This window comes from Rhodococcus sp. NyZ502, from assembly GCF_041464245.1.
Classification (GTDB): Bacteria; Actinomycetota; Actinomycetes; order Mycobacteriales; family Mycobacteriaceae; genus Rhodococcus_F; species Rhodococcus_F qingshengii.
In genome coordinates, this window is record NZ_CP167155.1 from 5,723,161 (window position 1) to 5,746,265 (window position 23,105).

Below are 23,105 nucleotides of genomic sequence, written 5' to 3' on the forward strand. Positions count from 1 at the left end.
TCCGAAGACATTGAACAGAAAGGCAGTGGATAAATGGGCAGTGGACAGAACTGACAGTTTCCAGTTCAGATTTGTACATCAAGTCCATGTTCTGGATCACACGATGAGCTTAGCGTCTCTCCGAAAGAACTGATCGCGTCATGCAATAGGAGCTGAGCCCAGATGCCCGACAGCAGCACCGAAACAGCCGAAGCCGCCAGCGTTCATTCGACACTCAAAACAGGCTTGAAGAAGCGCCACCTGACCATGCTTTCCATGGGCGGCGTCATCGGCGCCGGTTTCTTCGTCGGTCTGAGCGGAATCATCAACCAGGCCGGCCCCGGCGCAGTCATCACGTGCGCGATCTGCGGCATCATCGTGTTCCTGGTGATGCGCATGCTCGGCGAAATGGCCGTGGCCAAGCCGTGTACGGGATCGTTCACCGAATACGCCCGCATGGCGTTGGGCGACTGGGCGGGTTTCACCACTGGCTGGCTCTACTGGTATTTCTGGGTGATCGTCGTCGGCATCGAATCCGTCGTCGGAGCAACCTTGCTCTCCCGGTGGATCCATGGTGTCCCGCTCTGGCTCATGTCAGCGGTACTCCTGTTGGTGATGACCGGGGTCAATCTTCTCTCCGTCAGCAACTTCGGCGAGGCTGAATACTGGTTTGCGGGTATCAAGGTCGCCGTCATCATCGGCTTCATCGTGCTCGGCAGTCTGTTCGTCTTCGGCATCTGGCCCGGCAGTGAAGTCGATTTCAGCAATCTGACCGGCCACGGAGGATTTCTGCCGAACGGCTTCACCCCCGTACTGGTGGGCGTTGTCGCCGTGATCTTCTCCATGACCGGAGCCGAGCTTGTCACGATCGCCGCAGCGGAATCCGCCGAACCTGCCGGAGCGATCAGGCGGGCCACGAACACGGTCGTCTTCCGCATTCTCGCCTTCTTCGTTGTCGCCACCTTCCTCCTCGTGACGATGCTGCCGTGGGATTCGTTCGTCGTCGGCGATTCTCCGTTCATCTCCGCACTCGACCTGCTCGGAATTCCCGGCGCCGCCGACATTCTCAATCTCGTGGTTCTGGTCGCGGTGCTGTCCTGCCTCAATTCCGGCCTGTACACGGCGTCACGGATGCTCTTCGCACTCTCCGTCTACAACGACGCGCCGGCCTGGATGACACGGACCAACAGCCGCGGCGTGCCGGTGAAGGGCGTACTCGCCTGCACCGTGGCCGGGTACTTCTGTATCGCGGCCGGCTACATCTGGCCGGATACGATTTTCTTGTTCCTCGTGAATTCGTCGGGCGCAATCTGCTTGTTCGTTTACATCCTGATCTGTGTATCCGAACTACGCCTCCGACGCCGATGGGAACGCGAAAGCCCCGAGATTCTGAAATTCCGTGTCTGGTTGTATCCCGGCCTGCCGATAGTGGTCACTGGTCTGATTCTCGTGATCCTGGTGGGAATGGGGCTCAACGAACCCACGCGCGCGGAATTCGTCCAAAGCCTGGTCGCGCTGGGGGTCATCCTCGCCGCTTACGGCGTGAGAAAGTCTCGTACGCGAAAAGTCGGATCGTTCGCGACCGCCTCGAACAACGCACACAGCAGTTCGAAGAAAGCTTGAAACAAGCATCGAGTAAGCGCTCGACTCGATAATTGAACCTCTTCCCCGAAAAGAGCCGATCCGATGGAAGCGGTCGAACATAGATTTTCTCTTTACCTAAATTCAAGGCAAAATGGACAGCATGCCGAGCCCTGTCATCGCCTCCGAGGGGCACAGTTCTTGGCGAACACTTCACGAATGGTTCAACGAACCACACGACTACGAGTGGATAAAGCACCAGAGATCCGGCCGGGCAATCATTCCGATCTTCCGAACCTTGCTCGGAATGATGACGATCATCTTCGGACTGTCCGCTTTCTACAAATTGATCGGTCCGGATACGCCGCCGACCACCCCCGGCAAAGCTCTTTCGATTTTCATGATCTGTACGTGTGTGGGAATCGCCGCATGCTGGTTCACACAACCGTTTCCCGGACGCCGGGGGTTGCTTGCATTCGGAATATTCGCAGATCTCGGGATCGCGGCTGCCGTCCTCCTGGTGCCGGATCGCTCGTCCGGGACGTTCGGTTGCATCGTCTTCGCGGTCACCGGAACCTTTGCGACGCTTTTTGTCAGCGCAAAGTGGCTTGTCGCTCATGTCGTTTGGTCGACGACCGTCACGACTACCGTTTTCGTTCTTGCATATATGGAAGGCGACGTCGATATCACGACGCTTCTGGCCCGCGGCACCGTTCTTTTCGGAGCTGTCACACTCGTTCCCATTTTTGCGCACCTGACTTGGCGCACTCTCTACCGCGATGCCCAGTATTCGGACCGGGATCCCCTCACCGGACTGTTCAACCGTCGGGGGCTGGAAGGGGCAGTCGGCGATCTCTTCGAGAGCGCCCGAGACGATTCTTCATCTCTCGCCTTCATCGTCGTCGATATCGACAAATTCAAAACGGTGAATGATCTTCACGGTCATGCCGAAGGCGATCATGTCATCAGGAGAACCGCGAACCGATTGAGCACACATCTCGGCGAACGCGGAGTCATCGCTCGAACCGGCGGGGAAGAATACCTGGCCGTCATCGCCGGCGATCCCGAATCGACAACCCTGTTGATCGAAGGGATAAACGCGGCGCTGTCGGATTGTTCCGACGCGATCCCCACAACGGTGAGCGTCGGAGCGGTGATGATGACCGCCGAATCGAAGGCGTGGAGCGGCGGTGCTTCCGCAATCCTGGCGGCGACAAATGTCGCGGATTCGATGATGTATCAAGCGAAGGCGGCGGGCGGTAATACGATCCGCTCGGCTCAGATCTGATTCACAGCCACGTAAGTGGGTGGACGCTGCGCCCAGTTTCCGTGTCCGTCGCGGCAAGATACACATCGACGCGCTCAGCGGTCAGAGCCTTGCTGATGTGGTAACCCTGGACCAGGTCACACCCGACCCACTGGACGCGGCGGAACTGCTCGATGGTCTCCACGCCCTCGGCCAACGATTTCATACCGAGGGCCGCGGCCAATTCGACAATGGACTTCACCACGGACATCTTCGGATCGTCCGAGTCGGTGACCAGCATGCGATCGATCTTGAGAACGTCGATTGGAAGTCTCTGGAGCGTGGCGAAGGACGAATAGCCGGTGCCGAAATCGTCGAGTGCGACGGTGACCCCGAGCTCACGCAGCTTGTAGAGATCCCGGATCGCGCGATCGTCCACAACACCTGTCTCGGTGATTTCGAGCTGCAGCAGTTGCGGAGGCAAGCCCGAATCCGTCAGCGCTTTCTTCACCATCGCACCGAACTCTCGCGACACCAACTGCACTGGTGAAACGTTGACCGAGACGCCAATTCCGGTCGGCCACCCCGCAGCAGCGGCGGTCGCCATCGCCATTGCCTGCGCGCCGAGGGGAATGATCATTCCGGTTTCCTCCGCCACCGAGATGAACTGGCTGGGCCCGATGAGGCCGCGGCTGGGATGGTTCCACCGAAGAAGAGCCTCGAAGGCCACCACTTCACCGGTCTGAGTGTCGACCTGAGGCTGGTAATGGAGATCGAACTGCCCTTCCTCGATCCCTCTGTCCAGCTCGTGCAACGCCGTCGCCCGCGCCGATGCCCTCGCCCGCAGCAGCGGTGAGAACTTACCCACTCGATTGCGTCCCGTCGACTTCGCCTCGTACAGAGCGAGATCCGCCAGCATCACCAATCCGTCGGCGTCCGTCGAATCCTCGGGCGCGCTCGAGTAACCGATCGTGGCCCGCACTTCGATCCGATTGCCTTCGACAAAGAATGGTTCGTGCAGCACTTCCAGGTACCGATCGAAGATCACACCGGGATCGTCGCGCGAAGAGGTGCAGACGATCAGCCCGAATTCGTCACCGCCCATCCGCGAGCACATGTCCGAACCGATCACGTCGCGAAGGCGTTTCGTGACTTCGAGAAGTAATTGGTCCCCGATCGGATGGCCAAGGGTGTCGTTCACCGATTTGAAGTTGTCGAGGTCGAGAATCCCGACGAGAACCTGCTTCTCCGGCGCGCGGGAATCGATCGCTTCCTCGAGCGCCACTCCGAACGCACGACGGTTCGGTAACCCGGTCAACGAGTCGGTGGCCGCAAGGCGAAGGATCTCCTGCTCGTGGACATACCTCTCCGTGATGTCGGAACCGACACCGCGCCAACCCAGAATCACGCCGGATTCGAGGACCCGTGGATTGCCGGAAAGAGACCACCAGCGTCGCCTACCGTCGACATGCACCGGCACGACAGTGTCCCGGAAGGGAGCACTCGATTCGAGTTTGTCGATCATCTGGGCCGCGGCCGCACGCCCCTCCGGACTCGATGCGATCTGGAGTCTGGTGAGGAGTTGTCCGAAGGTGAGTTGCTGCAACTCCTCCACCGTCATACCTGCGACCTCGGCGAGACGTGCCGAGGTGTGGGAGAACCGGCCGTTGGTGTCGCACTCCCACAGCCAGTCGCGGGAACCGCCCTCGAAACCGTCGAGCAACAACGCCACAGTCTGACGCTCGGATTCCGCCTGAAACTCTGCGAGACAACGTCTCTGGAAAGAGGCCGACAGATAGACCGCCCCTACGGTGAGCGCAAACATGTAGATGCACAACTGAATCGCAAGTATGCGAAAGTGGGGTTCGGCGTGGACGACGAGAACAGTGAAGACGCCGAGGCCGTGAATGTAGATCCAGGTCAGGCTCACCGATCTCAGACTCGAGAACGTCACGGTCCCGGCGCCCATGATCCCGGCCATCGTCGCGATCAGAACCAAGTCGCGGAAGACGTCCATGTCGTGAAAGAGCAGAGCGAAAAGTGTGACGTCGAGGGTCGCGACCACGATCACTTCGACGAGCAGACCCACGTAGTCGTAGCGCGGGGTGTGCTTCGACGGCCGCCAGCGAAGGGGAATCCATACTCGGATCGAATTCGCGAGGACGAGAAAGATGAGGGCGCCACCCAACCACCTGAGCGTCTGACGTCCGGGCGGGACGGTGTAGGTCAGAATCACGACCAAACTCGCCATGTACGCAAGATTGGCGAACGGCGCGACGGCTGCAGCTTCGTCTATCTGACGGCGAAACAGGCTGTTGCAGTCGGCCTCCGAAGCAGGATCTTGCCTGCCCAATCGACTCGGACGGCTCATCAGCGAGGCATCCCGACATCTGCGCAGGCGCCATCAGCGGGCGTCGAATCCGCTCGCCTGGCCATCCGAACCTCCCCTGGCTCCCCACCGAACCCTTATCCGGTGAAACGTCAGTGTTTCAGACTCGCTGCTTGTTTCCTTCACAACGGTAGCCATCTGACGAATCGATTGTGCGCAGATCACTATATCCAGAGGTCGTTCCGTCGATCCTCCAGGTCGATCCGCGATTGCTGATTCTTAGCTCGAACCACGTTTGTCGCCGACCGCGACGCGGGGGATTCGAGCGGTCGGGAACAACGCGGCGATTGCGAGCAGCGCTGCCACGGCAAAAGCGACACGCAACGCGTCCAGCCTGGCTTCTTCGTTCACGTCCACGATCGCATCCGCCGTGGACTCGGCGACGCCGGCGTCATCGAGAGCGGATCGGAGTTGCGTCGTCGACAGGAACGGCACGCCCGAGGCCATGTCGGTGCTCGCTTGCTGCTGCACCGATGTCGGAACCGCCGGATTGTCTTCGATTCCGGCGATCGCCGACGTCGTGAGAGTGGCAATGAGAACCGATCCGATCAGGGCAGTTCCCAAGGAAGCGCCGAGGTTGGTGGCGGTGTTCTGCAACCCGCCGACCTCGGTGCTGCGCTCGTCCGGGACCGAGGACACCGTGACGGCTCCGAGCTGCGAAGACAGGCACCCCAAGCCGAAACCCATGAACAGCATGGGAATCATCACGATCGCCGCATTGGCGCCGGGGTCCATGCCTGCAACGAGCATCAGAATGCCGACGACCATGACCAACAATCCGACTCGGACCACGCGTCGCGGGTTCGCGGTAGGCCGCAGCTTAGGAATACCGATGGCAGCCAACACGAGCGCCGCCGACAACGGCAGGATGCGAACTCCCGTCTCCAGGGCACTGAGCTCCAGAACTACGGACAAGAACAACGGGACCGCGAAGAACACGCCCGCCTGGACCAGAAACTGCGCGAAGAACATCGACAGCCCGCCACTGAGCTCGCGGTTTCGCAGCATCGCCGGATCAAGCAACGGCTCCTTCCCCGCAGCGGCCAGGCGTCCCTCCCAGCGCAGGAATCCGTACACGACCAGGAGCCCGGCGATCAGCAGCCACACCACCGGGGAAAGCCCGACCAACTGCGGTCCGTCGGGTTTGGCCTGCACCCAACCCCACTCGCTCGAGCGCAGTACACCGAAGACGATCATGCCCAGTCCCACCACGGACAAGATCGATCCGACGTAGTCGAGGCGCGACTTCGACGGTGGGACGTCGACCACCTTGCTGAGCACCAGCAAGATCAGGACAACGATCACGACTTCGCCGACGAACACGTAACGCCATGACGCAAATGTCGTCGCGGCGCCGCCGATCAGCGGCCCGACCGCCACGGCCATCGCGCCGGCGGCAGCGACCAGACCGTAGGCAGCCGGGCGCTTCTGAGCCGGAAAGTTGGTGGCGACGAGCGCGACGATCGCGGGCATGATGAGTGCCGCACCGACGCCTTCGAGGAACGACCATCCGATCAGCAGGACCGCAAGATTGGGAGCGAGCGCCGTTGTCAGAGAACCTGCGCCGTAGATGATCAAGCCGAGCGCGAAGGCCCGGCGACGACCCATCATCGACCCCAGCTTGCTGCCCGTGATCATCAGCGTCGCCATGACCAGGGTGTACAGCGTGATCGCGGTTTGAATGCCGGTGATGCTCGTGCCGACGTCCTCGGCGACGGTTGCCATCGAAACGTTCATGACCGAACTGTCCAACGTCATCAGGAATTGGCTGGATGCCAACACCGTGAGAACCAGTCCTGAACCCGCCTGCGTCGTCGAACCAGCAACCTGTCCGTCACCCATCGTGCGGGTGTACCCGGTGTTCAGGTTCTCGAAGCAGACCGGTCAGTGCTGTTCGAGGCTGAGCTGATCCGCCCAAGCCGACACGTCCCCGCGTTCCAGAGCCACCGCCAGCAGTTCCGGAAACTTGTCCGGCGTGCACGCAAACGCGGGAATCCCGAGGGCACTCAGCGACGCTGCATTGTCGTGATCGAACGACGGTGCCCCGTCGTCCGAGAGTGCCAGTAGAACCACGACTTGAACGCCGGAGTTCTTCATGGCGGCCATCCGGCGCAACATCTCGTTGCGAATACCGCCCTCGTAGAGGTCCGAGATCAGAACGAACATCGACTCGGCAGGACGCGAGATCAGCGACTGGCTGTACGCGATTGCGCGGGTGATGTCCGTGCCCCCACCAAGTTGGGTCCCGAAAAGGACGTCGACTGGGTCGGACAGTTTGTCCGTCAGGTCGACGACGGCAGTGTCGAAAACCACGAGCGAAGTCTTCAGCGCCTGCATCGACGCCAACACCGCGCCGAACACGGATGCGTAGACGACGCTGGACGCCATCGAACCCGATTGGTCGATCGCCAGGACTACGTCGCGCTGCACGGATTTCGACTTGCGGCCGTATCCGACGAGCCGCTCGGGGACGACGGTTCGATACTCCGGAAGGTAGTGCGACAGATTTGCTCGGATGGTTCGGTCCCAGTCGATGTCACGCAACTTCGGATTCGACGTTCTGGCCGAACGATTGAGTGCCCCGGTCACTGCGGCCTTCGTTTTTTGCGCGATTCGCTCTTCGACTTCCCGAACCACCTTGCCGACGACCATTCGAGCAGTTGCCTTGCTGGCCTCCGGCATGACCTGGTTGAGGCTCAGCAGCGTCCCGACCAGATGCACATCGGGCTCGACGGCATCGAGCAGTTCCGGTTCGAGCAGCAACTGCGCCAAACCCAGTCGGTCGATCGCGTCCTTCTGCATCACCTGCACCACCGTGCCGGGAAAGTACGTCCGGATATCGCCGAGCCATCTGGCGACGGACGGAGCCGACGCCCCCAATCCGGCTGAGCGGCGTCGCCCCTTGGTCGGGCCGGACGAATCGTAGAGTGCGGCAAGAGCTGCATCCATTCGACGCTCGCCCGGTTGGCCCAGCCCACCCGTCGATTCTTCGGCGGATTCCCCGAGCATCAGTCTCCAGCGTCGAAGGCGCTGATCGTCGTCGCTCATGCGCCCACCCCCAAGATGTCCGCAACGACCGCCATTGCCGCTCTGCCGCGTCGAGCATCGGTCTCCACTGTCGTTTCGACGCGTCGGCCGCCTCTGACCGCCTGACCGATCGCTCGACGCTCCCCCGCCTCGAACGCTCCGAACGTACGTCGAAGCAGTGGAAGCGTGTCGATGAAGTCCTGCTCACGAAGTTGGCGAACCCACGTGTCGATCAGCGTGAGCAACGCTCGATCGTGAACGAGCACAAGCCCTCCTCCACCGAGAAACCCGTCGACCCACCCGGCTTTGGCGGTCGGCGTGCTTCCCACGGACAGGGCCCGAGACAAGCGCTGGGCTGCAGCGGTTTCCGTGATCGAACCGCTGTCGCGCAGTAGCCGCACCATCCGGCCGACGAGTAATCCGTTGACGTCGTCACGGTCGATCACGCCGGCCATGGCCTGCAGCCACCGTGCGCTCGCATCGCGATCGTCACGAACCATGACTGCCGAGTGAACCTTGTCGAGGTGTTCGCGAAACTCCTCGGCACTGGGATCGTCCAGGCCTGTGACGGCGACTGCGAGGCCGGTGCAAATGCGGATCAACAGGCTGTCGGCGACGTCGACCAATGCCGACACGTCGGTTCCGCGCACATCGCCGTACCGCAGCGTTCGCGTCAGCGTGGGCAGCGCCGCCATCAGGTGCGACACGTCATGATCCAGTGCCGCAACCGTTTTCACACTTTCCAGCACAGCGGACAACGCTGCCGGCAGGTTCGCCAGGAGCGAGTTCTCCAGTAGTCCGATCAGTGACGCGAGAGAGATGTCCGGCTCGTTGATCTTCGAGACGACACGTGATGTTGCCGCTGCAACCACCGTCGTGCCCCACAGCGACGCCTCGATCACCGAGACCGAGAATTCGGGCTTCCATTGCAGCGCCCAAGTCTCCCGGAACGTTCCGGTGGAACGGACCTCACTGTCGGCCGGGGTTCCCCAATCGATCTCGAGGATCCCCAGTCGGTGCAGAAACTGGGAACGCTCGACGTCGATGTCGCGTCGCAGGTCCAGATCGAGAGTCTTTGCTCCCGCTTGTTGTTTGAGCCGCAAAGTCTTTGAACGTGCTCGCAGGTCTGCTTCGAGCGGAACCGTCGGAGTTTCTTCGGGCACCGCGCCCAGCGCTTCGCCCACAACCAATCTTCGCGTGATCAGATCCAGAAGAACGTCGTTCCCGTCGCACATCACCGACCTCGTTGCCTCGGTGACCTCCGACAATCCCGCCAAGGGTCGAGAACGCAGTGCCGCCAACGTATCTGCCAACCGGACAGCTTCGATGACGTGAGCACTCGAGATCGGAAGGTCCTCGTCCCTGAGCACCCGCGCAACTTTGGTGAGCCACCGCGTGATCGTCTTGTCGTTCGCGGTGAACAGGTGGTGATACCAGCCCGGCGAGGTAATTCCGGCGCCGTAACCCGATGCCGATGCCAGACGTGAGTGAGTCCAGGGAACCCACGTCAGCGAGGTCTTGACCTTGGACATTCCTTTGAGGATGCGAGCATCGGGTGCCGCCGGCCCCAAGGCTCCGACCAACGCCGGCGCGTGCCAGGCTCCGCAGACGACCGCTACCCGCTCAGCGCCATCTTTCAATGTCTTTCGCAGCACCTGACGCATATACGCTTCGCGATGCGCTGTCTCCTCGTCGATCGGCACTGTCTCACGCAGCGCCTCCATCGCCTCGGTGATCGCATCGAAAGAATCTGCGCCCGAGCTCGATTCGATCACCGAATCCCACCAGCGTTCGGTGTCGTCGAAACCCGCGGCCGCGGCCAGTTCCGACAGAGGATCGCCCTCGCGGACAGTACGAATCCCCTGATCCGCCAACACGTTGAAGGCGGGCAGATCGCAGAACCGTGCCTGCACACCGTTCTTCGCAGCCCACTGCAGCGCTTGCCATTCGGGTGAGAACACCGCAAACGGCCAGAAGGCCGCCTTCGACGGCTCGCCAGTGGCGTACGCGAGCAACGCAATCGGCGGTTTAATCGATTCCGACGCCGCCAGCATCACCAACGGGTCTGCGTCCGAAGGCCCTTCGATCAGGACGACGTCAGGCGAGAACTCCTCCAGACCCTGCCGAACCGAACGAGCAGATCCCGGGCCGTGGTGACGGATACCGAAGACCCGGACACGCAGGTCCGGAATCACGATGGTCACCCGGTGACCTCGCGGCACGCCCGGTAGAAGTCGGACCACTCGCCGCGTTCACGCACTACTGCCTCGAGGTACTCGTTCCACACCACCTTGTCTGCGACCGGATCCTTGATCACCGAACCCAGGATTCCGGCAGCGACGTCGGATGCCCGCAGTACGCCGTCCCCGAAATGCGCAGACAACGCCAAACCGTTGGTGACCACCGAGATCGCCTCCGCCGTCGACAGAGTTCCGGACGGGGACTTCAACTTGGTGCGGCCGTCGGTGGTCGCGCCTGATCGCAGTTCCCGGAACACGGTGACGACCCGGCGAATTTCCTCGGCTGCAGCGGGGGTTGTCGGCAATTCCAGTGCTGCGCCCAGCTGTTCGACTCGACGTGCCACGATGGCCACCTCGTCTTCCTCGCTGGCCGGCAACGGGAGGACTACGGTATTGAACCGTCGACGCAGTGCGGACGACAGATCGTTGACACCGCGATCGCGATCGTTGGCGGTAGCGATCAGATTGAAGCCCTTGGCTGCCTGCACCTCGATGCCCAGTTCCGGCACCGGCAACGTCTTCTCGGAGAGAATGGTGATGAGAGCGTCCTGCACGTCGGCCGGGATACGCGTCAACTCTTCGACGCGGGCGATCTTCCCGGTTTCCATCGCCGTCATCACGGGAGAAGGCACAAGCGCACCGGCGGTCGGCCCCTCGGAGAGAAGACGTGCGTAGTTCCAGCCGTAGCGGATAGCTTCCTCGGGCGTGCCCGACGTGCCTTGAACCAGGAGCGTCGACGCACCCGAGATTGCGGCCGAAAGGTGTTCGGAGACCCAGGTCTTGGCCGTACCGGGAACCCCCAACAGCAGTAGCGCCCGGTCGGTGGCAAGAGTTGCGACGGCCACTTCCATCAACCGTCGTGGACCGACGTACTTCGGTGAAATGACTGTTCCGTCGTCGAGAGTGCCACCCAACAGATACGTCACCACGGCCCAGGGCGACAAGTTCCACGACGGTGGACGCGGACGGGTGTCCTGCGCGGCCAGTGCTTCGAGTTCGAGCGCGTACTCCTGCTCTGCGTGGGGCCGCATCAGCTTTGCCGGTTGCGCGAGCTTTTCCGGTTCCGTGGTGGGCACGGTTACGCTGTCAGTCACTTGAGCTCCTCGAGCAGAGTCTTGCGGTGGGTGATGGCACTGGCAGTTCTGGCGAAGGTCTGCCGCCAGTCCGGGTCACGTGCACGTTCCGCAGCACGCTCCAGCAAAGTTACTGCGCTGTAAGGAAATCGAGTCTCGGCCAGGCGCAGCGATGCGACGTACTTGTAGCGTGAGAATTCGCCGGCCTTGGCGCCTCCGTCGGCACGTCTGGCCGCAACTCGTTCCCACTGGGCCACCACTGCCCGGGTGATGTCCTCGGGCCATGGACCTCGCAGAGCGTCGTAGATCGCTGCCCGGCCGGGGTGCAGAACATTGGCGTCGCCGTTTCCGGACCTCAACAGATCAGCCAGCGCCTTGGCCGGCACCAACGGGAGCACGCGTCGATCGGTGGCGGTGCCGCGCATACGAAAGAGTTCCAGCGCCCATTCCGTATTGTTCTGCGCGACCGCGGCGGTGGACCACGCGTCGTGAAAGATCGGCTCCCAGCCTTCGTCAACGCTCATCCCCAAGGCCTTGCCTGGTCCACCGATCATGTTGTTCCACAGAGACAACGGCGCAGAACTGATCGCCTGACGCACATACTCGGCACGATAGTCGGTGTGTGGATTCGGCCGGTCTTCGATGCCGTCTCGCCTCGCCGCTGAATCGACTTCCTCAGGCGGGACGATGACGAGCGTGGACCGAACGAGTTTCCGTTCCACCCGCACCCATTTCCGAACCCGAGCAGCCATTCTCTCCCCGAACTCCGATTCGGGGAGTTGTCCGAGTACTTCCACTGCCGCGCGTCGCACGTCCTTGCGACGGTCGTCGAGGGCTTCCTCCAACAATGGTTGATCATCCGCACTCAGTCCGTTTGCCAGCGCCGCGACGAAGGCAGCCTTCTGTTCGCCCCGCTCGGTGCCCCAGGACTTTCGGAGTTCGGCCAGCGCCAGCGCGGGATCTGTTCGACGAGTGTCTATCAGCCACTGTGTGCGCTGCGACGAACTTCCGTGACGCCACACGTCCGGGTTGGCATCCCTGGTTCGGACGAGTTTGCTCCACTCGGGGTTTTGCGCGGCAAGCCATCGACCACGCTCGCCGACAATCTGCAGGATGCTCTCCCGGTGAGCTTCACTTGCACGTGCGAAAGAAAGCAACTCGGCGACCAGATGATCAGGCGCACGGTAATTGTGCTCCAACGCGACTGCGAACCATTCGTCGAGCAAGGTCGCCTTGGCCGCGAGCATCGACAGCAGATGCGCCGATGAGGATTCCGGCAGCGTGAATCGAACATCGTCTGGCGCAGGTGTCGGCACCGCCGCCGTGGTGGAGCCCGCACCACCACGGCGGTACGCCCTCTCCAACGCTACTCCTGCGAGAAGCATCTCGGCAGGATCGCCGTCGAGTTCGCGAGCGTAGCCACGCACTTCAGTCGGCAGCTCCTCGAATGTTGTTGCTGTTCTGGCTGTCCCAAGGAGCGCCGCTGAGATCAATGTACTCACAGCACGATCACCTGCCCTCCCGTGAAAACCGAGATCGGAGTAAGAGCCAGCGCGTTCCACGTTCCGCAGACTGTGACCGGGTAACCGCCGGAAATGCCGAGCAACTTCCACAGAAGATCCGAATCACCCTCTGCCCGAAGCGCTGTGCCCGATTCGTCGACGACAAACCATGATCCGTCGACGAACGACGGGACCACCGAACTGATCACTGCCGGCCACGAGCGCAACCATGGATCCGCGGCGAGGGCATCGGTAAACTGCTGCAACGCAGTGTCGATGCTTCCGAACGGCATGGTTGTGAAGGGCTCCGGTTCTCCGTGCGTGACCCCTATCCGCGCCCGCAATGCCGCGGCACCAGGATAGAAATGAACATCGGCGTTGAGCAGAAACCCGACTGGCGGCGTTTCGGTGGCAAAATTGGCCGACCCGTGGGAGAAGTCGAGCAGCATGGCCCACCGCTTCGAATTCCTGCCGAGCATCCACACCGTTCGGGTGAACAGTCGCTTCTCCTCGGTGATCCCGGAACCGAGAATCATCCAGTTCTCTTTCACCGGAATCGATTCCATCACACTCTCGGTTGAGACCGGATAGCCGACGTGTGCTTTCACCGAATAGGCAAGATCTTCCGGCAACTCGGACAGCTTCTGATGCGCAGCAACCAGCAGGTGCAACCGAGCCAACTCGTCGAGGACTTTCTCGGGCCAGTTCTCGGTAGACGCAACGGTGCCCGCCAAGGCTCGAAGTGTGCCTGCGACACCAGGCGCCTGAGCATCCACCATTCGAGCAGCTACTGCGTCGAAGCCCGCCCAGGATGTGTCCATCGCTGCCAGACCACTGCGAATCTGATCGGTGATCCACAGGTCCAATTCGACGAGACCGCTCGCAACGCGGTCGGCGCGCTTCTGCGCTGTCGCCGGGTCGGGAGCCCTCTTGGGAGCCTCGTCGCCGGTCTCAGCCCTTTCGCCGCGGGTCTCGGCCTTCTCCTCGCGGCGCAACAACCACTCTGCCGCGAAGTCGGCGGGCTCGTCCGCCGACGGCACACGCCCTTCCGACCATTCCACCAACAGCCCCAGAGCATGTTTGCACGGAAACTTTCGACTGGGGCACGAGCACTTGTATGCAGGGCCCCGCAGGTCGACCACTGCTTGATACGGCTTCGAGCCGCTGCCCTGACACAGCCCCCAGAGCGCGAGACCCCTGTTGCCGGCATGGCTCCACGAACCAGCCAACTTGCGCGCAGCGGCCAGCGATGCGGCGTCCGGAGCTACCGACGCCACCTGCCCAGCTGTCCACGGCGAAGTCACTCGACCACAGTATGACAACCCGCTGACATCACAGAGTCAGGCCGATTCGTTGGTGAATGACCCCTTGACTCGAACACATATTCGAATATGATTTGGGGAGGGGATCGGGGGATTCAATGAGTGTCTTGTTGTCGGATGTGGTGTCTGGTTCTGCGGTGGGGTTGCGCGGACGGTTGTGGCGGTTGACTGCTTCGGAGTTACGCGCTGCTGCTGTCGAAGCGAGTGCCGAGATTCTGCGCCTGGAAGCCGTTCGAGTGGCGGTGGTGGACGAGTTGTCGACGCGCCCGGATGATCAGGTGATTGCCAGCCGCGGGGTGGGTGCGTGGTTGGCGGCGAATACGATGCTGCAGGTTCGGGACGGGAAGAAGATCGCCGCCCTGGGTGCAGCTTTGCGGCCATTTCCGGCGGTGGCGGCAGGCTTCGATGGCGGGGACTGCTCGTTCGATCATGCCGTGTTGATCGTGGCGTTCTGCGAGTCACCGCCGAAAGGCATGCCGGAGGAGGCATTACCGAAGTGCATCGATTTGTTGTTGGCTGCTGCGTCGGGTGTGGAGGCGACGACGACGAAGGTGCGGAACGTGATCGCGACCTTGGAGCGAATCTTCGAATCCGATGAGATCCCGCCCGCCGAAGACGTCGACCGGAATGAGCTGCGGATCGCGTCGACATTGAACGGTCGAGTGGTGGTGCGCGGCGATTTCGACGCCCTCACCGGTGAAATGTTGCTGTCGGCGTTGTCGAGTCTGACGATGCCGACCCCAGCACCGGATGGGACGCCGGATGCCCGGTCGGCGGCGAAACGCACCGCGGACGGGTTCACCGAACTGATCCGCCGGTATCTGGACTGCGCGAAAACCGGTACCGATGGTGGTCAGCGTCCGCATGTGAACGTGCACATCAATGCTCGGGATCTGGCGGAGCATCGGGATTGTGCCGCACAGTCTTCGGATTCGGGTGATGACGACTCTCTGGACCTGGCCGATCTTGATGTCGGGCACATGCCCTGGCTCGGACCACTGTCCGTGTCACAGACCAGACTCCTCGGCTGCGACTGCTTCCTCTCCACCGTCCTGCTCGACGATCACGGCGCACCGCTCGATGCGAAACCCGGAAAACGATTGGTCACCCCCGAACAGCGAGTGGCGTTGATCGCCCGAGACAGGGGCTGCGCGTTCCCGGGCTGCACATGTGTACCGGCCTGGACGGATGCGCACCATATCCGGCACTGGGCGAACGGCGGCCCGACGGTGATGAACAACCTGGTCCTGCTGTGCCGTTCACATCACCGACTGATGCACCGGAAATCAGGGTTCGTCGGCAAATGGGAAATCCGAATCGGCGCCGACAACAAACCCTGGTTCGTCCCGCCGCCCTCGATCGACCCCGGACAGCAACCCAGGCCGGCGAACACCACCTTCAAAACCTGAGGGGTCAAACCTCTTTGGCGACAACAGAACACGGCCAGGCTCCGCATCGGACATCAAAACCCGATACGGAGCCCACAGGCCGTGGCGCGTCCACAACTCACGACGATTTGGCCGGGCGCAAGACCGATCTACTCAACAACTCACAAACCTGCAGGGCCAGAGCAAGATCCAACTTGTCTCGGCCGGCAGCAACTGGATCGCCGAGCGCCTTGTTGATGCGATACTTCACCGTATTCCGGTGCAGATTCATGTGATTGGCAGTGTGCAGATGACTTTCACCATGTGCAAAGTACACACTCAACGTCGTCCGCAAGGATGCAGCAGAGGGCGTATCTTCCGCCAACGGGCCAAGCACCTCCCAGACCCATGACTTCGTCGAATCGATGTTCTCGGACAGAAGTGAAACCACAGCGACGCCGCGGTCTCCGAAGCTCACCACAGGTCGCTGCGGTGTATCCGGGACGGCAGCAACCGAATAGGCGGCGGTTGCCTGTTCGTGGGACCGTTTGAAACCGTCGACCCCTGACCCCGGCAGTCCGATTGCCACCCGCGCCCCGCCGTCCAACGGCACTGCCGCCGCGAGAACCTCCGGATCCGGCGCAGGCACCCGGCGACCGAACGGCAGCCACGCCCACACCGTGCGCCGATCGATGGCGGTGATGATCGGCGGCTTGTCCGCTCCCGCCGCTGCGCCGAGATCACGTACGAGTCGGTCCAGCGTATTGATGCCCATGACGTCGGCATCCCACGTCGACCAGACCACCAGGGCGACGTGGTTCTGACCGAGGCGGTACCCGGTCTCCGCTTCGAAAGCAGCGGTATCTGCGTTGGCGCCCGACAGGAGGGCGTGGATTGCGGCCGAATGGAGGTTTCCCTGCGCTGCCATCCATCGACTGCGTTCCCGCTCGTACGCGTCGAAGACGTAGAGCGTGATCCAGTCGATGTAGCTGTAGACCACGTCCGAAGTGTGTTTCAGGACAGCCAAAGTGAGTCGCGCCGGAATATCCAGTGTGCTGATCTCGTCGTGACAGATCCGCATCAGATCGCCTTGGCCCATGTGATAGGCCCGGACAAGGGAGTTGGACGGGACATCCCGCTGCGCCAGACGCAGAGCGTATTCCACTGCAGCAGTGGTGGGTTGGAGATGATCGATCGGAATGTCGTTGGCCAATACGTGGATGATCGTCGTGATGTTTCCCTGCACGCTGGCCTCGAGCATTTCGAGCAATTTGGCGTCTGCATCCAATTGGTCGATTTCGTGAGCCATCATGAAGGCCATCTCACGCGCGATGTCGGCGCTGCGCTCGTCGAGTCGTCGCGCCAACTCGGCAACCACCGCAAGCACTTCCGGCTCCGCGGCTGCAGGCACTCGGGCGAGGCGCCGCATCGCACCGGCGCCTCGCTCCTTGTGCGATGGACTACTCACAGAACTTCCGCACCCTTTCGTCGCAGGTACTTCAGAGCCGATTCGGCTGCGTTGTACCCGCACATTCCATGTGCTCCGGCACCCGGCGGGGTCGAGGCCGAGCACAGGTAAGTGCCCGCGATCCCCGTGCTGTACGGATCGACTGCGACGCGAGGACGCAAGACAACCTGCAGTTCGGTGTTGGCACCTCCGATGATGTCGCCGCCTACCTGATTCGGATTGTCCTCTGCCAGGTCAGCTGTACCACTGCTCGACGTCGCGACGATCTGCTCCCGGAATCCTGGCGCAAACCTCTCGATCTGACGGATGATCGCCTCCGTAGCGTCGCCGGCGTAACCGTGAGGCACGTGCGCATAGGCATACAGCGGATGAATGTTCCCGGCAGATCGGGTGGGATCAGCCAGGTATTGCTGACCTAGCAGCACGAACGGTCGGTCCGGCATGCGGCCTGAATTCGTCTCACGCTCAGCGGCCACGATTTCGTCGAAACCACCTGCCAGATGGACAGTTCCGGCCCGAGCACAGTCCGGATTGGTCCACGGCACATGACCTTCGATCGCAAAATCGACCTTGAATGCTCCGGGAGCCTGCTTGAACTTTCGATAGGCCCTCGCCACTCGGCCAGGGAGTCGATCGCCCAGAATTTCGAGCGCACCCCCCGGATTGACATCCAGCAGAACAACATCGGCGTCCGGAATCTCGGAGGCCGTACGAACCCGAACGCCGGTGTCGATCTTGCCGCCGTGATCGAGGAGCATCGCAGCCATCGCGTCGGTGATCGACCGCGAACCTCCCTCGGCAACCGGCCAACCGTAGCGGTGACCAGCAGCAGTGATCATCAATCCCACCGCCGAGGTGGCCGGACGGTTGAGTGGATAGAAGGCGTGTGCGGCAACCCCGCCGAACAGCGCCTTCCCCTTGTCCGTCTTCCACAGTTTGGCGGTCACCGTTGCCGGAAGCAGCGCTCGCGGACCGAAAGCTGCGAGCCGCAGCGGATGGTGCGGAACATTGACGATCGGGCGCATCAGGTCGGACGCCAGCGCATCGAACCCGGTCGACAAGTCAGCGAACATGCGTTGCCATCGAGGCCCGTCAGCGCCGAGTCCCGCAGCCGTCTGCTCCAGAGAGCGGTACAGAACCCCGGCGTCCCCGTTGTCGAGCGGATGCGCGCAGTCCACCTCTGCCCATCTCCAGATCAGCCCGTATCGCTCGAGGTCCAGCTTGGACAGGTACGGCGAGCCGATACCCATCGGGTGAAACGCCGAGCAGTGATCATGGATCAACCCCGGCACGTCGATCGGACCGGAGCGGGTGCCTCCGCCGATCTGGTCGGCAGCCTCGAGCACCTGCACGTCCACACCGCTACGTGCGAGGTGTACCGCGGCAGCGAGCCCATTGGGCCCGCTGCCGACGACTACGGCCTTTGTCACTTACTCACCTCTTGCTCGCTACCGCTGACCCTCGTACGCATCTTCGGTTCGGAGACAACCTGCGGATCCGTTGCCGCGCGGTCGGCCCGTACGTCCAGTGTCCACTGAACGTCGAACGGAATGGGCCCGTTCGGCAACCACGGCTGTTCGGCGACTGCGTCGGCGACCTTGAAAGTACCTCGTTCGATGACACCGAGAGCGGCATCGATCACCTGGTACTCCTGCGTTCCCTTGTGGATGGGCTGCGATTCGATCCAGGTCACCAGGAACTCACCGGGTGCGAAATTGCAGCGACGCTGAATGGCTGCGATCAACTTCGCGTCGTGCAGGTGCCCGTCACCGAAGTTGAAGGCGACGATGGAGTTGCACATGAACTCTGCTTCCCGCAGTGAGTACGTGTTGATGTCGTCGCCGAGGTGCCTGATCATCAGAGAGAACAGCGCACGCCCCTGGCTGTGCATGGAACGCCAGCCCAACAGCTGATGCAGAACGACATCGGACACATCTTCGGGGTACATCGTCATCAACTGATTGCGCGTATCCGGCGACGGACGCTTGATGAACTGGTCGATCTTGGCTTCAGCGCCCGGCGCGAATGCCCACGTCGCGGATGCCCAGTTGCCGGCGTACTGACGCATCGACGGCAGGAAGGACACCAGATCGGGTCGAAGGTTTCCGAGAATGGGGAAGAAGGCAAGGGCTGCAACAATTCCCGCGGTAATCCACGGTGAGGACATGGCGCCGAGTCCGTAGCCGTCCCATGCCGGGAATCCCAGGAACAGGAAGACCGAGGCGTAGGCGAACAGAAGATTCCATTCGAGTGGGACGGCAAGCGGGAAGGTCGACGCGATGAACAGATGGAATCCGACCATGAGGATCACGGCGAGGATCGTGAGGGTCTTGTTCGTCGAGAACAGCAGTATCAACGGGGTGACGATTTCGACCATCGTTCCGGCCACGTGTGCGACGCCGCCGCCCAGGTGTGAAGGCCGCAGATCCTCCGGGAAATTCCGGTAGTGGGCGCGCTTGATCTTCTTCGACGGGATCCACGGGGTATTGCTGAGCATCGGAGGAACCACCAGCGAGAAATGGCGACCGAACTTCGAGACACCGGCACCGATCCACACCATGACGATCAGCAGTTTGAGCGCCAGGATCATGTCGACGAACGGCAGGAATGTGAAGAAGAAGATCGCCGGCAGGTACTGCTCACTACGGGCAGCGATGAAGGGCACCTTGTCCCGCAACCCGAGAATCACCATGAGTACCAGGAAGGAGTACAAGACCGTCGGGCGCACCAGTCCGGCATTGTCAGCGATTGCCGAATCGATTCCTGTGGTGTGAACACCGGGGAGAACAGCGGCAACAAGGAGATTGGCGACTGCGGCGGCATAGATGAAGACGTCGAACACCGTGCGGGTGTCACCCGAGGTGAGCGGCACTTTGCCCGGCCACGGTGGCAGACGAATCGTGCCGGGGCGGAGCCAGTAGAGAACTCCACCGGTCATCGGCTTGAAGTGGCCGGCGAGCGGTCCCCAGGATCCTGCCAAGCCCAGCATCTCGAGCATCATCGTCCAGATGATGAGTTTCTGGTAGACGATCGGCTGGTTCCACCACGATCCGATGTCGAACCACGAGAGGCCGGAAGTCAAAGTGGCAACGGCTGTTCCAGCTGCCAGGTAGAGGAACAACAGTTTCATGATGTAGACGGTGTGGACCATCTTCGGCGTACCGAAGCCGTAATCCACCCAGTGCGTGGACATGTCACGCAGACGCTCGAGAAACGGCTTGTCCATGAACGTTGCCGGATCGACGGGAGGGAAGTTTCCTTCTTTGAATCCCATGATGTGCTCCTGAAATACGGAATGTGGGCATGACGGATCGACTCGACGGACGTCGTCGAGCTGTGCTGGTATTACGGGGAAGTGACTAGTGAGCGGGAGTTGCGCTCAAAGCTCGTCTCATTCCAGGTTTGTCGATCTTGCCCACCGGGTTTCGGGGAAGCGCATCGACGACGTAGATCGCCACTGGCACCTTTACTCGGGTGAGCAAGGCCGTGACATGTTCGAGCAGTTCGTCTTCGGTGACGGGTGCATCGGGGTAGGCAACGACATAGGCAACTGGCACCTCTCCGTAGACCTGGTGCGGAGCGCCGATGACGGCTGCCTCGAGCACGGAAGGATGTGTAGCGAGCGAATTTTCGATCTCCTTGGGGTAGATGTTCTCTCCCCCACGGATGATCATGTCCTTGATGCGATCGACCAGGGTCAGGTAGCCGTCCTCGTCGAGGACTCCGACGTCACCGGTATGCAACCAACCATCCTTGACGGTCTTCGCAGTTTCCTCCGGCTTACCCAGATAGCCACGCATCACGTTGCCACCCTTGATGACCACCTCTCCGGCAGTCCCGGCGGGCGCAAAGGTTCCGTCCTCGGCAAGAATGGAAATCTGCTGGCCGGGCAACGCCGGGCCGACCGTACCGAGTTTGCGCACGCCGTCCACAGGATTGCAGGCCGACGCACAGGTCCCCTCGGTGAGTCCGTAACCTTCCACGATCACGAAACCGAAACGCTGCTCAGCGCGTTCGAGGAGTTCCTTGCTGATCGGCGCCGCACCGCACACGGCAAACCTCAAGGACGACGTGTCGATCGAAGGGTCTTCCGGCTGTGAGGTCAGCATCGCGTAGATTGCCGGCACCGCCGAGAAATACGTGGGGCGAAGCCGCGCGACGTCGTCGAAGAATCTCGAAACCGAGAACTTCCCGGTGACACTCACCTGTCCGCCGACAAGTAAGGGCGTCAAGACGCTGACGCAGATCGCGTTGACATGGAACAGCGGCAGAATCAGCAGGCAGTGATCCGCGCCGGTAACACCGATGTTCTTGCCCATCGACGAAGCCATGAACTGCAGGTTGGCATGAGTCAGCATCACTCCCTTGGGCCGTCCGGTGGAGCCGCTGGTGTAGATGAGCAACGCCAGATCGTCTGCTGCAACATCGATTCCGGGTCGGGGATCGGTCGGCGGCACTGTCGCCAGATCCTCGACAGCCAACACTGCGCGGCCGCCCGAGGGTGCGTCGGCAGTGGCGGTGATGACCAACTCGGCCCCGGAGTCCGCGATCTGGTAGTCCGCTTCGTTCGCGGTGAACATCGGATTGATGGGTGTAGCGGCAGCACCGATGCGCCAGGCAGCCATGATCGCGATCAGCAACTCGACGCGATTGGGCAGCATGATCGCCACCACGTCACCGAGGCCGATTCCGAGTCCGGCCAATTGCGCGGCAACAGCTTCCGTGCGATCTGCGAACTCTTCATACGTGAGTTCGACGTGGTCGTCCCGCAAGCACGGCTTCTGCCCGTACTTCTCTGCAAGATCCCAAGCCAGATATCCGATGTTCGCCACGAGAGTCAGCACCTTTCATTCGTGTGTGACTCAAAACACTATCGGCGTCCTGCGGCCGAAGAAACGGTCCCAGGGGATCAACTTGTCCAGGTTCTTTGTTCCCTGAGCACAACAGCGCCTGAGCACAACACCGCCCGTGCGGTGCACATCAGCTCGACGGCTGATGCAACACCTCGTGGGCGCGTCTGGTCACCACCTCGGAGATCCGGCGCAAGACAGGTGACGACAGTTTCCACTGCTGCCAGTACAGCGGAACGTCGTCCACGAAGTCCGGATCGAATCCGATCAGCACGCCGGAGCGATCGTCGTCGCCGCGCTGCAGGTCCGGTATCAATCCCCAGCCGTATCCCCGCCTGACGGCGTCCGCGAAGTCTGCCGATGAAGGAACAAGATGACGGGGCGGATCGGCGGGGTGGCCGACCTTTTGATCGAGGTAGCGATCCTGCAGTAGATCCTTGCGATTGAACACAACCAGCGGCGCCTCCGAAAGGGATTCGGCCGTGACACCGTCTGCGAACCAACGACGGCAGAACTCCGCACTCGCCATCGGCCGATACCGCATGATGCCCAAACGGCTGGAGGTACACCCTTGAATCGGTGACGCAACAGAGGTGACGGCAGCCATGACCGAACCGTCGCGCAGTAGTTCAGTGGTGTGGTCTTGATCGTCGAGATGAAAATCGAAACTGACTTCTTGCGTGAACTCCGCGAGGGCCCCGAGAACCCAGGTGGACAGCGAATCGGCATTGACCGCGATCGAGACGCGTGCAAACATCCCTGAACCATTTTCAAGGCCGAGTTCTCGCACGGTGTCACGCGACAGTGCGTCTATCTGACGGGCAAGACGCAGGACTTCTCTCCCCGAATCGGTGACCCGGATGGGTTTGGTGCGCTGCACCAGGATCCGGCCAACCGAGGTCTCGAGACCTTTGATTCGTTGGCTGACCGCCGAAGGCGTGATGTGTAACTTCCGCGCCGCCGCCTCGAAGGTTCCCTCGTCGACCGCGGCGTGCAATGCCCTCAGTTGCTCGAAATCCAACATAATCTGAAGCTACTCTGATGCATCCTAAGAATCATTA

The 23,105-nt window shown here is 61.6% G+C and carries 15 protein-coding genes; 3 read left to right on the forward strand and 12 right to left on the reverse strand.

Annotation, left to right across the window (positions count from 1 at the left end; all coding sequences use genetic code 11):
• Positions 1 to 162: 162 nt before the first annotated feature.
• Both ACBG85_RS26565 and ACBG85_RS26570 read left to right on the forward strand, forming a co-directional pair.
• Positions 163 to 1,602: an amino acid permease gene (locus tag ACBG85_RS26565; RefSeq protein WP_030536080.1), complete on the forward strand. Its 1,440-nt coding sequence runs from the start codon at positions 163 to 165 to the stop codon at positions 1,600 to 1,602.
• Positions 1,603 to 1,723: 121 nt separating this feature from the next.
• Positions 1,724 to 2,848 (forward strand): GGDEF domain-containing protein, encoded by a 1,125-nt coding sequence (locus tag ACBG85_RS26570; RefSeq protein WP_063836244.1) that lies wholly within the window; start codon positions 1,724 to 1,726, stop codon positions 2,846 to 2,848.
• A gap of 1 nt (position 2,849) precedes the next feature.
• Here the strand turns inward: ACBG85_RS26570 and ACBG85_RS26575 are convergent, their stop codons facing one another.
• The 7 genes from ACBG85_RS26575 to ACBG85_RS26605 form a co-directional block, all read right to left on the reverse strand.
• Positions 2,850 to 5,177 (reverse strand): putative bifunctional diguanylate cyclase/phosphodiesterase, encoded by a 2,328-nt coding sequence (locus ACBG85_RS26575; protein WP_372025446.1) that lies wholly within the window; start codon positions 5,175 to 5,177, stop codon positions 2,850 to 2,852.
• Between the two features lie 237 nt (positions 5,178 to 5,414).
• Positions 5,415 to 7,037, reverse strand: coding sequence for an MFS transporter (locus ACBG85_RS26580; protein WP_007730570.1), 1,623 nt, complete (start codon positions 7,035 to 7,037; stop codon positions 5,415 to 5,417).
• 42 nt (positions 7,038 to 7,079) lie between these two features.
• Positions 7,080 to 8,243 carry a VWA domain-containing protein gene (locus ACBG85_RS26585; RefSeq protein WP_372025448.1) on the reverse strand — a complete coding sequence of 388 codons (1,164 nt, stop codon included), beginning with the start codon at positions 8,241 to 8,243 and terminating at the stop codon, positions 7,080 to 7,082.
• A complete protein-coding gene (locus ACBG85_RS26590; protein WP_372025450.1) occupies positions 8,240 to 10,426 on the reverse strand; it encodes a DUF5682 family protein in 2,187 nt (728 codons plus the stop codon). Before ACBG85_RS26590 ends, ACBG85_RS26585 begins: the two co-directional genes overlap by 4 nt.
• Positions 10,423 to 11,493 carry an AAA family ATPase gene (locus ACBG85_RS26595; RefSeq protein WP_372027917.1) on the reverse strand — a complete coding sequence of 357 codons (1,071 nt, stop codon included), beginning with the start codon at positions 11,491 to 11,493 and terminating at the stop codon, positions 10,423 to 10,425. The genes ACBG85_RS26590 and ACBG85_RS26595 overlap by 4 nt, the downstream gene beginning before the upstream one ends.
• 59 nt (positions 11,494 to 11,552) lie before the next feature.
• On the reverse strand, positions 11,553 to 13,037 hold the full coding sequence (locus tag ACBG85_RS26600) for a DUF5691 domain-containing protein (RefSeq protein WP_372025452.1): 1,485 nt from the start codon (positions 13,035 to 13,037) through the stop codon (positions 11,553 to 11,555).
• Entirely contained in the window at positions 13,034 to 14,341 is a 1,308-nt protein-coding gene (locus ACBG85_RS26605) for an SWIM zinc finger family protein (RefSeq protein ID WP_030536087.1), read from the reverse strand. Before ACBG85_RS26605 ends, ACBG85_RS26600 begins: the two co-directional genes overlap by 4 nt.
• A gap of 116 nt (positions 14,342 to 14,457) precedes the next feature.
• Between ACBG85_RS26605 and ACBG85_RS26610 the strand changes: the two genes are divergently transcribed.
• Positions 14,458 to 15,768 carry a DUF222 domain-containing protein gene (locus ACBG85_RS26610; RefSeq protein WP_372025454.1) on the forward strand — a complete coding sequence of 437 codons (1,311 nt, stop codon included), beginning with the start codon at positions 14,458 to 14,460 and terminating at the stop codon, positions 15,766 to 15,768.
• 97 nt (positions 15,769 to 15,865) lie between these two features.
• Here ACBG85_RS26610 and ACBG85_RS26615 read toward each other — a convergent pair whose 3' ends face one another.
• From ACBG85_RS26615 to ACBG85_RS26635, 5 genes are all read right to left on the reverse strand, one after another.
• Complete coding sequence (locus ACBG85_RS26615) at positions 15,866 to 17,155, reverse strand: PucR family transcriptional regulator (RefSeq protein ID WP_372027919.1); 1,290 nt, start codon at positions 17,153 to 17,155, stop codon at positions 15,866 to 15,868.
• Positions 17,156 to 17,190: 35 nt separating this feature from the next.
• The gene (locus tag ACBG85_RS26620; RefSeq protein ID WP_372025456.1) at positions 17,191 to 18,624 is read right to left on the reverse strand and encodes a phytoene desaturase family protein; all 1,434 of its coding nucleotides are present in this window, start codon (positions 18,622 to 18,624) and stop codon (positions 17,191 to 17,193) included.
• The gene (locus ACBG85_RS26625) at positions 18,621 to 20,468 is read right to left on the reverse strand and encodes a DUF3556 domain-containing protein (protein ID WP_064075024.1); all 1,848 of its coding nucleotides are present in this window, start codon (positions 20,466 to 20,468) and stop codon (positions 18,621 to 18,623) included. Before ACBG85_RS26625 ends, ACBG85_RS26620 begins: the two co-directional genes overlap by 4 nt.
• Before the next feature lie 85 nt (positions 20,469 to 20,553).
• Positions 20,554 to 22,026, reverse strand: coding sequence for a class I adenylate-forming enzyme family protein (locus ACBG85_RS26630; RefSeq protein WP_054826947.1), 1,473 nt, complete (start codon positions 22,024 to 22,026; stop codon positions 20,554 to 20,556).
• Between the two features lie 148 nt (positions 22,027 to 22,174).
• The gene (locus tag ACBG85_RS26635) at positions 22,175 to 23,068 is read right to left on the reverse strand and encodes a LysR family transcriptional regulator ArgP (RefSeq protein ID WP_116057735.1); all 894 of its coding nucleotides are present in this window, start codon (positions 23,066 to 23,068) and stop codon (positions 22,175 to 22,177) included.
• Positions 23,069 to 23,105 lie beyond the last annotated feature (37 nt).